The following is a 14,220-nucleotide window of genomic DNA, read 5'->3' as shown; positions in this document are numbered from 1 at the left end:
CTTGCTGGGCCGCAGCGGAGGAGTCTGCCTGGAAATCGGCTGCGGCACCGGAATCAACGGCCCGATGATCAGAGAACTCGGCCGACATCCCGTCGGGATCGACCTTTCCGCGGGAATGCTGAAGTACACCCGAAACCGCCTCGCATCAGCACGAGCGGACGCCATTCGCCTACCCGTGAGGAACGAATCGGTCCCAGTGGCGGTAACCGTCATGGCGCACACGGACATGTCCGACCACCGGGCGGTGCTACGCGAAGTCACCTGCATACTCCGACCAGGGATTCGCGACAAGGTGGGTGCCAGCCACTGGCCGCTTCCCGAACTCCTCCACGCCTTCCTCGACGCGGGCCTCGTACTGGACAGGTTCGGAGAAGGAGGAAGCGACCCGACACCTACCATGCTGGCCATCCGGGCCCACAAACCATCCTAATCGGACGGTCGAACCCGAGCAGGATGCCCAGCGGGCAACCGAGGTCCCCCATCGGGAAAGAACTTCTCCCGCAACGTACCCGCACGGTATTCCTGCTGCATGAGCCCCCGCGACCGCAGCACCGGTGTCACATGATCGACGAAGTCTTCGAACGATGTCGGTGATACGACATATCCCAGATTGATCCCGTCGACGTCGGCGTCCTGCCAGGCTTCGACCCGATCGGCGATCTGCGACGGTGTCCCGGCCGAACGCTGATTCCCGTACCGCCGCACCAGCTCACCGAGCGTCCAATCGTCACGCGGTGAAAACGCCAGCAGTTTCCGGACGACATCAGTGACCGGCCTGCTGCGAAGTTCACCGACCGGCCTCCCCGGGTCGTACTTCGAGAGGTCCTCGCCGAGGAAAACGCTCATCCTGGCCAGATTTCCCTCGACGGTCTGCCGTTCGAGGAGTTCGGCGTCGAGTCTGCGCGCTTCCTCTTCGGTGCTGCCGATGATGAACACCTGAGGCACGAACACCCGCACCTGCCTCGGATCACGCCCGGCCGCCACCGCGGCGGCGCGCACGTCGGCCACGATGGGCGCTGCGGCTTCCGGCTCGGTCGCATTGATGAACAAAGCCTCGGCGTGCCGTCCCGCGAACGCGCGACCGGTCGCGGAGACCCCGGCTTGGAACAGCAGCGGTGTCCGCTGCGGTGACGGCTCGCTGAGATGAGGGCCGAACACCGTGTAGTACGGGCCGCGGTAGCCGACTTCGCGCACCTTCGCCGGGTCCGCGAACTGGCGGCGTTCCCGATCACGGACGACCGCGTCGTCATCCCAGCTGTGTTCCCACAACGCGTAGGCGGCACGCACGAAGTCCTCGGCGCGCGCGTACCGCTCGTCGTGCTCCGGCAGCCCACCGAACCCGAGGTTGCGCCCGGCGCCAGGCAGGAACGTGGTGACGATGTTCCACGCCACGCGCCCCTTCGTCAGGTGGTCCAGGGTCGACATCTTGCGCGCGAACGGGTACGGGTGCTCCTGCAGGATGTTCTGGGTGAAGGTGAACCCGAGGTGTTCGGTCGCGTGCGCGAGCGCCGGGATCAGCAGCGACGGGTCGCAGGTCGGGAACTGCATTCCTTCGTACACCGCCGCGTCCCTCGAACCCCCGTACTCCTCGTACGGCGCGAGCACGTCGGCGAAGAAGAGCGTGTCGAACCCGCCGCGTTCCAGCAGTTTCGCGAGATCGATCCACATGCCGAGGTCGGTGTATTCGAGCTGCCTGCTGTCCGGTTCCGCCCACAGCCCCTGCGCGTGGTGGGACACCGCGGCCATGTGGAACGCGTTGAACAGCATGCGAGGCCGGTCAGGCACCCAGTACCTCCCGCCCGATCCGGTCCTTGCACACCTCGACCGAATACGCCATCAACCCACCCGCCTGCGCGTCGCGGAAGATCCGCTGGATCGGGGACGCCTTCAAATAGCCCGATCCGCCGCCGACCCGCACCCCCAACTGCGCGATCTCCCGGGCGACCTCGTTCGCCATCGCCTTCGCGGCCAATGTGGACGGTCCGAACTCCGGCGAGTTCTCGTCCGCCAGCCAGGCCGAGTGCCCGCACTGCAGCGCCGCCGCGTCCAGCCGGAGCCGGGCGTCGGCTGCTTCGAAGCCGAGCCATTGCATGTGGGACAACGGTTCCCCGGTGGTCGGAATGGTGCGCGATCGCGCGTGCTCGACGAGTGCCGCCAGTGCCGCGTCGGCGATGCCGAGCGAAAGGAAGGCGAGCCCGGCGGCGATGTGGTTCGGCCTGCGCTCGGTCGGGGGCGGGCAGCGGCGGTCGGCCCGCAGCACCGTGCCGTCGAACGTGACGAGCTGGCTCCGCGACGCGCGCAGCCCCATGGTGTCCCAGATCGGCACGTACCGCATGGTGTCGTCGGGCGCGTGCCCGAAGAACGTCGGCACGTCGTCGACGAGCGCGTTCACCAGGAAGTGGTCCGCGATCTCGCAGCCGCTGACGAACCGCTTCGCCCCGGTGATCCGGTAGCCGCCGTCGACCGGCTCCGCGGTCTGCTGCGGCAGCAAGAACAAGTTCCCACCCGACGGCTCCGACAACGCGTTCGCGAACCGGCGGCCCGCCTTCAGCTCGTCGGCGTAGAACCGCGCGACCTCGGGCGCGGAAAGCTGGACCAGTCCACCCGCCGCGCCGATGTGCATCAGCCAGACGCACGCGGTGGACGGGCACGCCGCGCTCAGCACCCGCAGGATCGCACCGAAGGTCCGGTAGCTCAGCGCTTCCCCGCCGTGCTCGACCGGCAACGTCGCCGCGTCCAGCCCGCAGGCGTGCAGCGCCCGCAAGTTCTCCACCGGAAGTTCGGCGCTGTCGTCGAACTCCGCCGCCGTCTCAGCGAAGCCCGCCGCCAGCTCCGTGGCAAGCTCCAACCACCGCAGTTCCGGTGCTCGCGGGCCGAACGGGTGCTCACTGGTGAATTCCACTGCCATTCCGCCATTCTTGCCCGGCCGGACCGAGCGGCGCCGAGCGGCGCAGCGCCCCCATCGCCACGGCGAGCGCGGCCAACCGGACGGCGTTCGCCCGGTGCCAGTGCCTGCCGAGGTCGGTCAGCTGTGCCTCGGTCAACGGCGCGCCGCCCCGCAGCAGGCGCAGGTTGACCGCACGCACGAGGTGCGCGGTCAGCGCGAGGGCCGTCGCGGTTCCGGCCGCGGCCGCCACCACGGCGCGCCGATCCCCGCCCTCCCGCCAGTTCGAGGTCAGCGCGGCGGTGGTCGCCGCGAGCGCGACCGGGGCCGCCGGGCCGTAGTACCGCAGCGGGCTTCCCGCGGTGAGCAACCCCGGTTCGCGGTTCGGTGCGGCGTCCGCGAGCAGCCGCGGCACGTCGACCGCCGCTTCGTAGAGGTTGCCGAAGAACCAGTGGAACTGGCCGAGCCCCGCCATCCGCCTGACCAGTGCTTTCCGCGTCATCGTGCCAGCCTAGCGCCGAGACAGTCCTTTCTGGGCCCCGATTCGCCCGGTGAGCACCTCCGATCGGCTCCGCCACGCCGTGTCGAGCAGTGCGCGCCGGAGGTCCGCGCCGCCACCGGTGTGCTCGCACACCCAGTCCAGTTCGGCGGCGAGCGTGGTGCCGAAGATGCCGGGATCGTCGGAGGAGACCACGATCGGCAGCCCGGCGGACAGGAACCGGTGCACCGGGTGGTGCGCCGGGTCGACGAGGCCGCCGATCCGCCGGTTCGAGGTCGGGCACACCTCGACCACCGCACCGGTCGCGCGGACCCGCTCGATCGCGTAGCCCTGACGACGGCGCACCTCATCGAGCCGTGCGTGGTCGTAGCCGACGACGACGGTCCCCTCACGGGGCAACCTCGCCAGTTCTTCGTGCAGGGAAGCCACCTCGACCGGCACACCAGCGGCACGCAGCCCAGCCGCGTGGCGGAGGTCGTAGGCGATCTGATCCCGGCGCTCGTCGACCGATTCGGAGCGGCTGTGCGTACCGAAGAACGCGGGGTCCACGCCGAGCGCGATCGCGTGCCCGAGGCGGTGCGCCCCCAGCTCGGCCGCTTCCTGCACCCAGCGCACGGCGCTTTCCAAGCTCTTGTCACGGAAGCTTTCGCCGACGTGGTAAAGGATCGCGAGCGCGCGGTCCGGGTGCTCCGCGTTGAACTCGCGCACGGCGGCGAAGAACTCGGCCTTGGCCTTCGGCGGGTGCCCTTCTTCCCTGCCACCGAAGTCGATCCCGGTCACCGTTCGGCCGCGCGGCCCGAGCGCGAGGTCCTGCACGATTTCCCAGTCGTGCCAAGGATCCGACCGCGCCAGCGAGATGGCGAAGCGTTCCGCGTCATCACCGTCGAGTGCAGCCATCATGTCCGCCGAGACGCGCAGTTCCGCGTGCGCGACGCCCTGCCGCCGGTGGTCGGCGCGGATCCCGGCGGCGAACCCGGCGATCTTCCCCGCCGCGGACGGGCCCGAGGTGACCCACAGCAGGTTGGCCTTCGCCTGGAACCGGTCGAAGTCCCCGGCGTCCTCGTCGCCGAACACGAACAGCTCCTCGAAGGCGTCCTCCGCACTCTCGTCCCCGCGCCGGTACCGCTCGACGATCTCCCGCGTCGGCGGAACGGCACCGAAGGCGGCCGCCATCCCGGACTCGTACCAGTCCCAGTGCTCGCCGTCGGTTTCCGCCAGGTGCCGCAACAGCACCTTGGCGCGGACGCAGCCGTGGAAGTGCAGGTGCAGCTCGGTCAGCATGCCCCGGAAGATCACACCTCAGCTCCCCGCACCGCAACCGATTTGAATATGACCCCATGAGGGGGTATAGATGGGGGTATGCCGAAAATCAACGTGTACCTCCCGGACGAACTGGCCGAGAGCGTCAAGGAGGCGGGCCTGCCGGTGTCCGCGATCTGCCAGCAGGCGCTCGAACAGTCGGCGCGCAGGGTGACCGCGATCCGCTCGACCGTGCTCGGCGACCTGGAAACCGAGGACCCGACGGCCAAGCTCACCCAGTTCACCGCGCGGGCCCGCACCTCGATCAGGCTCGCGATCGAGAAGGCGCGCGAGGTGGGCGCCGCCTCGGTCGGCACCGAGCACCTGCTGCACGGAGTGCTGGCCGAGGGAGCCAACCTCGCACTGCAGATCCTGCCCGCGCTCGAAGTCGATCCCGCCGCGGTCGCCACCGGATTGCCCATCGAATCGGGAAAATCCGAGGCCACCCGGTTCAGCGGGCCCGCGGCGAACGCCCTCGAACTGACCGTCGTCGAAGCGATTTCCCTTGGCCACAACTACGTCGGATGCGAGCACCTGCTGCTCGGGCTGATCGCCGAGCCCGACGGAGCGGCCGGGGAAGTGCTGCGCGGACTCGGGGTCGATCAGCGTTCCGCGCGCCGCGCGGTGGTCGCCGCGCTGACCGGCTACGCGCACCTGCACCGCAACAAAGCCGCGAACCCGCTGGCCGCCGCGATCCGCGCCGAACTGCAGCCGGTGCTGGATCGCCTGGCCAGGCTCGAAGAGCGCACCGGACTCGGTGTGGGTGACTGATGTGCGCACCCGGATCACCGTGCTCGGTGCCACCTTGCTGCTCGCCATGCTCACCGCGATCGTGACAGGAGCGTTCTGATGAAACGCGTGCTCGTCGTCTCGACCGGAGACACCATCGCACAGCTTCACAGCGGCGTCGAACCGTGCCTCGACCTCGTCGCCCGTGTCCGGCCCGACGTCCTCAGCGCGGACGTTCACGCCGAGGACATGATGGCCGAACCGAGCTGGGACACCTCGGCGGCGACGATGCTCGCGCTGGCACGGCGAGTTCGCGCGGCCGTTCTCGACGAGCACTACTCCGGCGTCGTGGTCGCGCACGGGGTCGACACCCTGTGCGAGACCGCGTACCTGGCCGATCTGCTCGCCGGTGCCGCCGCCGAGCGCGGCGGGATCGTGTTCACCGGAGCCGTCCGGCACGGTCCCCCTGACGACGGGACGGCCAACCTGCGGCACTCGGTCCTCGCCGCCGCGGATCCCGCGCTGCGCGGGCTCGGCGCGGTCGTGTGCGCCGGCGGCGAGCTGCACGCGGCCCGGTGGGCGTCCCTTGTGGACACCACGGCGGCGGCGCCGTTTTCGTCCGCGCCGCGGCCACCGCTCGGCCGGGTCACCGGCGAGCGAGTGGAAATCGCCGCGCTCGCACCGCCGCGACCCCCGCGCGCCACGGACCTTCCCGAAACCGATGTGGCATTGCTGAAGACCTATCCCGGAATGCCACCCGCACTGCTCACCGCGGTCGCCGACGCGGGCGCGCGCGGCATCGTGCTCGAAGGAACCGGCACCGGGAACGTCCCGGTGGACCTGCTCACCACGATCGACGAACTGACCGGATGGGACATTCCGGTGGTGCTCGCCTCGCGCGCCCACACCCGCGCCGACGCGGCGGAACTGGCTCCGTACGAGGCAGGGCTCGCCACGAAGGTCGGCGCGATCAGCGCGCGCGGACTGGCGCCGTCGCAGGCCAGGTGCGCGCTCATGGTGGCACTGGGCACCGGCGGTGTCGACGCCGTGCGCACATGGTTCGCATTGCTCTGAAACGCACTCCGCGCCGCGAATGGCGACACGGGTGGGAGCACAGCGGAACACTACCGAAAGCGGCGTGGGCGCGACGGCAAAAGAATTGCACCACCGCAGGTTTGTCATCCGGGCACGAGTTCCGCGATCCCGGTTTGTCATCGCGCAGCGGGTTTCGCCGCCGGTCCACGTGCCGGGAAAACCCCTCGTGGCGTTGCTAGTGGCCACTACAACCGGACGAACCGGGATGATAATTTCCGAACCGGAAGTAACTTTTCTCACGATAACCCTTGCCGCCCGAGCGGCTAGGTCGTTAACTGTGTTCGCATCCCGGATTCCCCGGTGCGCGTGCATTTCCACGCCGTTTTGTATCACCGCTGATACGTACGGAAGGATTATTCGTGAGTAGCCCTATCAGAAAGAAAGCGCTGGCGGCCGCCGCGGCTGTTGGTGCGACCGGCCTGGTCGCGGTGTCACTGGTCGTCGGCGCGCAGACAAGTGCCGCGTCGCCGGTCAGTCTGACCCTCAACTACCACTGCGACTACCCGCTCGTCGGGTCGCAGGGGATGAAGGTCGTCATCAACACCGACCTGCCGGACTCGGTCCCGGTCGGCAAGCCGACCGGCGTGTTCGACATCAAGGCGGTCGCGACGGTCAACGCCGACACCGTGAACGGCCTCGGCCTGATCGGTGCGACGACCCTCGAAGGGGAGTCGAACGCCAGCGCCAAGGTCGAAGCACCCGGCATCAACCTGCCGGTGACGGTGAAGATGGCGGTGCCGAAGACCAACGTCCCGGCGAGCGGCGAGCTGCCGATCAACGTGCAGGGCCAGACCCCGTCGCTGACCTTCCAGAAGGAAGGCGACGCGAAGATCACGGTGGGCGACATCGCCCTCAAGGTCACGCCCCGCAAGGCAGACGGCTCGGTCACCGAGATCACCCCCGACGGCACGATCAACGCCCCGTGCAAGCAGGACGCTGGTCAGAATAACGTGCTGAAGACGATCAAGATCGGTGAAGGCGGCGGCACGCCGACCGACCCGACGACGCCGCCGACCAAGCCGACGGAGCCGACCACTCCGCCGACCGACCCGACGACGCCGCCGACCAACCCCACGACGCCGCCCAACACCGGTGGCACCAAGATCGGTTACAACATCGCCGGTCAGACCGCGCTGAAGGCCCTCGGCAGCACCGCGCCGATCAAGGGTTCCTTCGACGCGGACGCGGATCTCGGCAAGAAGACCTTCGTTGGCGACCTGAAGCTCGACCCTTCGCACACCGACTTCAAGCTGCTCGGCTTCCTGCCCGGCGGCTCGGACATCAAGGTCGTGCAGAACGGCGAGCAGCACGGTGAACTCGTCGACAAGGGTTTCGTGGCGCACGTGAAGTTCGACGTGTTCCTGCCGACGATCAACCTGTTCGGCATCCCGATCAGCTCGGACCCGAAGTGCCAGACCACCGCACCGTCGACCAGTGACCTGAAGACGGCGCCGGACTTCGACCTGCTCAAGGGCGGGAAGCTGTCCGGCACCTACTCGCTGGCCGCGGTCAAGGACTGCGGCGGCTTGAACGACTACATCAACTGGTTCGTGAAGAGCGACGGCAACACGCTCGAGCTCAACCTGACCAGGAAGTAAGTACCGCGGAAACCCGTCCGGCCGCACCATGGGCCGGGCGGGTTTCCGTGCTTTCCACCCTTTTTTCCACCCCTGCGACCGAGCGGCGGCGAATCCCCATGACTGTTGACGAGGCCTACCAGCAAGGCGACGTGCGAGCGGCCGTCGCCGCGTTGTTCGACCGTTCTTCGGACAACTACGACGCGGTCGGCGTCGATTTCTTCCCGGTGTTCGCCAAACAACTGCTCGCCGACGTCGGAATCGACCGCGGTGACCGCGTGCTGGACGCCGGATGCGGCCGTGGCGCGGCGTTGTTCGCCGCGGCGGAGAAGGTCGGCGACGAGGGCTCGGTGACCGGGATCGACCTTTCACCCCGCATGATCGAACTGACCAGGCAGGAAATCGACCGCCGCGGCCTGACGAACGCCGTCGCGACCGTGATGGACGCGCAGGAGCCCGCGCTGCCCGCCGCTTCCTACGACGTGGTCCTGGCCGCCGCCGTCGTGTTCTTCCTTCCGGACCCCGCCGCGGGACTGCGCGCGTGGCACGCGTTGCTCGCACCGGGCGGGCGGCTCGGCGTGACCTGCTTCGGGGTCAACGATCCGCGATGGGGGCGCGTCGAAGAGATCTTCCGGCCGTTCGTTCCACCGGCGATGATCTGGGCGATGATCAACCCGTCGAGCCCGTTCGCCTCCAACGAGAACTTCGCCCGCGCCGCGGTGGAAGCGGGCTTCGAAGACGTCACGACGACGACGCGGACGCACGACGTGACCTTCCGCGATCCCGAGCAGTGGGTGCGGTGGTCGTGGTCGCACGGGCAGCGGGTCTTCTGGGAAATGGTGCCAGGCGAGCACCTCGACGACGTACGCCGCCGGGTGCTCGCCGAGCTGGACCGGCTCCGCGAGCCGGGTGGGACGATCGTGATGCGGCAGCAGGTCCGCTACGCGGTCGCGCGGCGGGCGGCGAGCTGATCACCGGACGCCTCGGCGGCCTGCTGCGCGCGCAAGGTGATCTCGAGCGCGAAGCGCTGCGCGGGGTCGTCGAGGCTCTTCCCGAACAGTTCTTCGAGCTGGCGGATCCGGTAGCGCGCGGTCTGCGGGTGCACGCCGAGCTGCGCGGCGACGTCCGGTGCGCCGCCCCTGGCCTTGAGCCAGGCGAGCAGCGTCTCGCTCATCCTCGAACGCTGCTTGGGCGTCAGCCCGTCGAGCGGGGACAGGTTGCGCGCCGCCATCGCGGAGAGCAGGAACTCGTCCGAGTGCAGCCACATCGTGGCCAGGTGCTCGTCCCAGCGCTGCACGACGGCGTCGGGCACGACGCCGCGGTCCATCAGGTCGAGCGTGCGCCGTGCCCACCGCAGGGAGGTCGCGGCGTCGGCGAGCGAAACCTTCGGCCCGACCGCGGCGCGCACCTCCGCCGCCAGGTCGGGCAGCGGAGTGTCGCCGGGCAGCAGCAGGTGCGGCTGCGGGCCGTCGAGGTCCATCAGCACGCCCGAATCGCCCGAGACCAGGCACAGTGGACCGTCCACTCGGGACAGCGCGACCATGGTGACCTCGGTCGGCAGCTCCCAGCTGGCCGACCTGGCCAGGTCGGCCAGCTCCCTCGGCGAGTGGGCCGAGCCGGACAGGATCCGCTCCAGCAGCACGCGGCGGTGCCGTGTCCTGCTGCCCTCGACCTCGGCCTGCGCGGCCACGAACCCGGCGCTGGACAGGGTGCAGATCTCGTCGACGTAGGCGAAGACCGCTTCCGCGCACACACAGATGACCTCGGTCGAAACGCCGTAGCGCTGGGCGAACAGCGACAGGTGCCGCCACGCGACGCGTCCGCCGACGCGGTACGCGGTCTGGAGGCAGTCGAGGTTGCCGCGCTCGCTGAACTCGACCCTGCCGAGGTAGTGGAACACCTTGACCCAGTCGCCGCGGCTGCCGCGCTGCTCGGGGATGCCGTTCAACTCGCTGAAGGCGCACAGGATCGCTTCGCGCACGCCTCGCTTGATGTCCTCGCCCACCGGTCCGTCGAGCGGCTGCGCGTACTCCGGTATCGCGCGCCGGATCTCGTGGACCATGGCCGAGGCCATGGCCGCCGCGTGCGGCCGGAAGCGTTCGACCAGGTCGCGTGGGATCAGCGACCACAACCGCCGTGATCCGGCGAAGTCGCCTGCTCCGCGGGTGGGGACAGGGCTGACAGGGCTGACGGTGTCGTCGATGACGGTCATGGTCCTCCTCCGAGCCCACGGAACCCGCGTTGGTTGCCGTGACGGCTCTTCAGGGTGCCCATTCCGTCGCGAGGGGTCATCGGGAAGAGTACGTATCCGGCATACGTACGCGGGGACTCCGCCGAGCGCCGGAACGGGTGATGCGCCACTATGATCTTCCCGAGAGCAACTGGTGGTGAGGAGACGGTGCCTACCGTGGCCGAGGGACGTCCGACGACGGGTTCTCCGCACGTCGAGGTGACCTCCTACGTCGGCAGGCAGCTGGAGATCGTGGAGGCGAAACGCCTGCTGGGGGCGTCTTCACTGGTCACGCTGACCGGGCCGGGCGGAGTGGGGAAGACACGGCTGGCGACCAGGGTGGCCGAGGCGGTGAAGCCCGCCTTCGGCGGCTCGGCCGTGTTCGTCGCGCTCGGTGATCTCCGCGAGCCCGAACTCCTCGTCAGCACGGTCGCGAGCAGCCTCGGCCTCGGTGACCGGTCGACCAGGTCCGGGGTGGACGTCGTGGTGGACAACCTGCGCGCCCGCAGGCTGCTGCTCGTGCTCGACAACTGCGAGCACCTCATCGAGGCGTGCGCGTGGTTCTCCGACGCGTTGATCAAGGCCTGCCCGGAGCTGGTGATACTGGCGACCAGCCGCCAGTCGCTCGGCGTGGTCGGCGAGCGGGTGCTGCCGGTGCCGCCGCTCGAAGTCCCCGACGACGAGGACACCGCGCTGTCCACCGCCGAACTGGCCAAGCTCGACGCGGTGCAGCTGTTCGCCGACCGGGCGACCGCGGTGGTGCCCTCGTTCGCGCTCACCGACGACAACATCGCCGACGTGGCGCGGCTTTGCCGGGCGCTCGACGGCCTCCCGCTGGCCATCGAACTCGCCGCGGTGCGGCTGCGGTCGCTGTCCGTCCGCCAGCTCGCCGACCGCCTCGACAAGCGGTTCACCCTGCTCACGCGCGGGTACCGGCAGGGGCCGTCGCGGCACGAAACGCTGCGCGCGCTGACCGACTGGAGCCACGAGCTGTGCACGATGCCGGAGCGGCTGCTGTGGGCGCGCGCCTCGGTGTTCACCGGCAGCTTCGACCTCGACGCCGCCGAAGCCGTCTGCGCGGGAGAGGGGCTGCCCGCCTCCGCGGTGCTCGACCTGCTCGACGGGCTGATCGACAAGTCCATCCTGGTCCGCGAGGAGGAGGACCAGGGCACCGCGCGGTACCGCATGCTCGAAACGATCCGGCAGTACGGCGAGGAACGGCTGCGCGCGCACGGAACGCTGACCGAGCTGCGGCGGCGCCACCGCGACTGGTACTACGAGCTGGCGAAGAGCTTCGAGGAGGACTGGTTCGGCCCGGACCAGGTGAGCTGGATCGGCAGGCTGGTGCGCGAGCACGCGAACCTGCGCGGCGCGCTGGACTTCTGCGCGAGCAGCCCCGAGGAAGCCGTGGTCGGGCTCGAGATGGTCCGCGTGATCAAGGAGTACTGGCTCATCCGGGGGTTCAACACCGAGGGCAGGATCTGGCTCGGCAGGCTGATGGACGTCGCGCCGGACGAGGCGCCTGGCCGCGCCGACGCCCTGTGGATGTACGGCTTCCTCGCGCTCGTGCAGGGTGACGAACACGGTTACGACACGGCGCTGACGATCGCCGACGAGATCGCGGAGCGGACCGGTGACGACGTCGCGCGCGCCTACGTCCGGCACGTGCGGGGCTACGCGGCGCTGATGGGCAACGACGGCGAGCGCTCCGCCGAACTGTTCCGCACCGCGGCGGAAAGCCTTGAGCAGCACCAAGACCTGGCCGGTGAGCTGTGGTCGACCTACAACTACGGGCTCGCGCTGAGCCTCGCCGGCGAACTGGACCGCGGGCGGCAGGTGCTGCGCGACTGCGTGGACCGCTACGTCGCGCAGGGCGAGGTGTTCTGGCGCTCGTGGGCGCTGTGGTCGAGCAGCGCCGCCGAGTACCTCTTCGGCGATCTCGAAGCCGCTGTGCGGGCGGGAAACGACCTGCTGCGCCTGCAGCACGGCATCGGCGACCGCGCGGTCACCGCGTTCTCCCTGACCGTGCACGCGGGCTGCGCCGCGCATCTCGGCGAGCCGGTGCGGGCGGCGAAGCTGCTCGGCGCCGCGACCACCGTGTGGCAGACCCTCGGCGCCTCCCCCGCCAACTACACCGCGTTCATCAAGCCCATGGAACGCGATATCGAGCTGGTGACCGGAGCGCTCGGCACGGAGAAGGCCGCCGAGGAGTTCCTCACCGGGACCGCGTTGTCGTTCGAGGACGCGGTCCGGTACGCGCTCCGCGAAGACGTGGCAGCGGACGCCGTACCGCCGGTGGTGGCGAACCCGCTCACCAAACGGGAGAACGAGATCGCCGAACTGGTCGCGACCGGGATGACGAACCGCGAGATCGCCGACCGGCTGGTGATCGCGCGGCGCACCGCCGAAACGCACGTCGACCACATACTGGGAAAGCTCGGGTTCACCAACCGCACGCAGATCGCCGCATGGGTGCAACGGTCGCGGCAGAACTGAGCCCGCATTCCACAACACCTATTAAGAAATACTCTTTCCGAAAACGGCGCGCCGTCATCCGGCGAATGGAAACATTTTCCTTACACCGCACCGGTTCGAGGTGCGGTAGGTTGACCCCATCCCGTTCGACCAGCAGTGAATACGAATATGTTTCGGATTCGCTGGGACAACCTGATTCCGGAGGTACGCCACCGTGACCGGGCGAAGAAGCGGTGACCTGTGGGCCTCGCTGCCCCGCGAGATGGCACTCGTGCTGCGTCCGCACGCGGGGGTCATTTCCCGGGCCATCGTGGAGGAGGTCCGGCGGACCGTACCCGCCTACGCGCGCCCCGCGAACAGCGTCACGACCGGCAACGTGGTGGAGACGGTCGAACTGGCGGTGCGCCACTGCATCGAGCGCATCGGCGAGCCCGGCCACGCCGACGAGACCTGGTTCGCGCTGTTCCGCCAGCGCGGCAGGCTCGAATTCGGGGAAGGCCGCACCCTCGACGCGTTGCAGACGGCGGCGATGATCGGCGGCAGGGTCGCCTGGCGGCACGTTTCGGCCGCGCTGAACCGGAGCGGGTTCGGGCTCGCCGACGTGGCGACCACCGCGGAGGCGATCTTCGCCTACGTCGACGAGCTTTCGGTGACCGCGCTCGAGGGGTACCACGAGGCGAGCGCGCAGGGCGTGGACATCACCGCGCAACGCCGTCACCAGCTGCTCGAACTGATCGTCTCCGCGCCGGGCTCGTCGAAGCTGACCATCGCGGGCCTGGCGAACGCGGTGGCGTGGCCGGTGCCGGAGCGGTTCACCGTGATCGCCCTGTGTCGGAACGAGGAAGCCAGCCTCCCCACCGAGCTGCTCCCCGCCTCCGCACTGGCCACTGTGGACAGTGCGGAACCGTGCCTGCTCAGCACCGATCCCGTCGCGGATCTCCGCGCGTTCGACGGGCAGTGGGAAAGCTGGCGGGCCGCCGTGTCCCCGCCGGTGGCGGTGGACGAGGCACCGGCCGCGCTGCGGACCGCGCGCCGCGCGCTGGCGCTGCTCGGCGACGGCCCGGTGATCTGGTGCCAGGACCACCTGGCCACCCTGTGGCTGCTCTCGGAAGGGTTCCTCGCCGAGGAACTGGCCAAGCGCAGCCTCGACCCGTTCGACGCGCTGACCGAAAAGCAACGCGAGCGCCTCAGCGAAACACTGCTCGCCTGGCTGGAAACCCGCGGCGGCGCACCGGAGGTCGCGAAACGGCTCGACGTGCACCCGCAAACCGTCCGCGCGCGCCTGCACCAGCTCGAAGACCTGTTCGGGGAACGGTTGCGCGACCCGGACTCGCGGCTCGACATGCAACTGGCGCTGCGCGTGCGACAGCTCTCGGAACAACTCGCGCAGGCGAACTGATCGAGTATCGGGGCTTGACGGACCCGATGGCGC

12 protein-coding genes are annotated in these 14,220 nt (G+C 69.4%); 7 read left to right on the top strand and 5 right to left on the bottom strand.

The features are described from left to right. Position 1 precedes the first annotated feature (1 nt). Positions 2-430 (top strand): class I SAM-dependent methyltransferase, encoded by a 429-nt coding sequence (locus HUW46_RS49125; RefSeq protein WP_215543224.1) that lies wholly within the window; start codon positions 2-4, stop codon positions 428-430. On the opposite strand, the gene HUW46_RS36220 is transcribed toward HUW46_RS49125, so the two are convergent. The 4 genes from HUW46_RS36220 to HUW46_RS36205 are packed head-to-tail and all read right to left on the bottom strand — an operon-like array spanning position 427 to position 4,679. Further along, positions 427-1,785 carry an NtaA/DmoA family FMN-dependent monooxygenase gene (locus HUW46_RS36220; RefSeq protein ID WP_215543223.1) on the bottom strand — a complete coding sequence of 453 codons (1,359 nt, stop codon included), beginning with the start codon at positions 1,783-1,785 and terminating at the stop codon, positions 427-429. The two genes, HUW46_RS49125 and HUW46_RS36220, sit on opposite strands and share 4 nt — an antisense overlap. After that, positions 1,778-2,908, bottom strand: coding sequence for an acyl-CoA dehydrogenase family protein (locus tag HUW46_RS36215; protein WP_215543222.1), 1,131 nt, complete (start codon positions 2,906-2,908; stop codon positions 1,778-1,780). Before HUW46_RS36215 ends, HUW46_RS36220 begins: the two co-directional genes overlap by 8 nt. Next, positions 2,886-3,386 carry a DUF1772 domain-containing protein gene (locus HUW46_RS36210; protein ID WP_215543221.1) on the bottom strand — a complete coding sequence of 167 codons (501 nt, stop codon included), beginning with the start codon at positions 3,384-3,386 and terminating at the stop codon, positions 2,886-2,888. The genes HUW46_RS36215 and HUW46_RS36210 overlap by 23 nt, the downstream gene beginning before the upstream one ends. 9 nt (positions 3,387-3,395) lie before the next feature. Beyond that, positions 3,396-4,679, bottom strand: coding sequence for a hypothetical protein (locus tag HUW46_RS36205; RefSeq protein ID WP_215543220.1), 1,284 nt, complete (start codon positions 4,677-4,679; stop codon positions 3,396-3,398). Positions 4,680-4,742: 63 nt separating this feature from the next. On the opposite strand from HUW46_RS36205, the gene HUW46_RS36200 reads away from it, so the two are divergent. The 4 genes from HUW46_RS36200 to HUW46_RS36185 all read left to right on the top strand — a co-directional run bounded on the left by HUW46_RS36200 (position 4,743) and on the right by HUW46_RS36185 (position 9,054). Next, positions 4,743-5,453: a Clp protease N-terminal domain-containing protein gene (locus HUW46_RS36200; RefSeq protein WP_215543219.1), complete on the top strand. Its 711-nt coding sequence runs from the start codon at positions 4,743-4,745 to the stop codon at positions 5,451-5,453. Between the two features lie 78 nt (positions 5,454-5,531). Beyond that, positions 5,532-6,485, top strand: coding sequence for an asparaginase (locus HUW46_RS36195; RefSeq protein WP_215543218.1), 954 nt, complete (start codon positions 5,532-5,534; stop codon positions 6,483-6,485). Between the two features lie 380 nt (positions 6,486-6,865). Next, a complete protein-coding gene (locus HUW46_RS36190; protein ID WP_215543217.1) occupies positions 6,866-8,104 on the top strand; it encodes a DUF6801 domain-containing protein in 1,239 nt (412 codons plus the stop codon). 98 nt (positions 8,105-8,202) lie between these two features. Then, positions 8,203-9,054: a class I SAM-dependent methyltransferase gene (locus HUW46_RS36185; RefSeq protein ID WP_215543216.1), complete on the top strand. Its 852-nt coding sequence runs from the start codon at positions 8,203-8,205 to the stop codon at positions 9,052-9,054. Here HUW46_RS36185 and HUW46_RS36180 read toward each other — a convergent pair. After that, positions 9,024-10,295, bottom strand: coding sequence for a PucR family transcriptional regulator (locus HUW46_RS36180; protein WP_215543215.1), 1,272 nt, complete (start codon positions 10,293-10,295; stop codon positions 9,024-9,026). The genes HUW46_RS36185 and HUW46_RS36180 overlap by 31 nt on opposite strands. 195 nt (positions 10,296-10,490) lie before the next feature. Here HUW46_RS36180 and HUW46_RS36175 point away from each other — a divergent pair, with 195 nt between their 5' ends. Further along, positions 10,491-12,809, top strand: coding sequence for an ATP-binding protein (locus HUW46_RS36175; RefSeq protein ID WP_254125230.1), 2,319 nt, complete (start codon positions 10,491-10,493; stop codon positions 12,807-12,809). Between the two features lie 193 nt (positions 12,810-13,002). Then, a complete protein-coding gene (locus HUW46_RS36170) occupies positions 13,003-14,187 on the top strand; it encodes a PucR family transcriptional regulator (RefSeq protein WP_254125228.1) in 1,185 nt (394 codons plus the stop codon). The last annotated feature ends 33 nt before the right edge of the window (positions 14,188-14,220 follow it).

Source organism: Amycolatopsis sp. CA-230715 (assembly GCF_018736145.1).
Lineage (GTDB): Bacteria > Actinomycetota > Actinomycetes > Mycobacteriales > Pseudonocardiaceae > Amycolatopsis.
The sequence above is the reverse complement of the archived record's forward strand: the minus strand, read 5'-3'. Positions and strand labels throughout refer to the sequence as shown.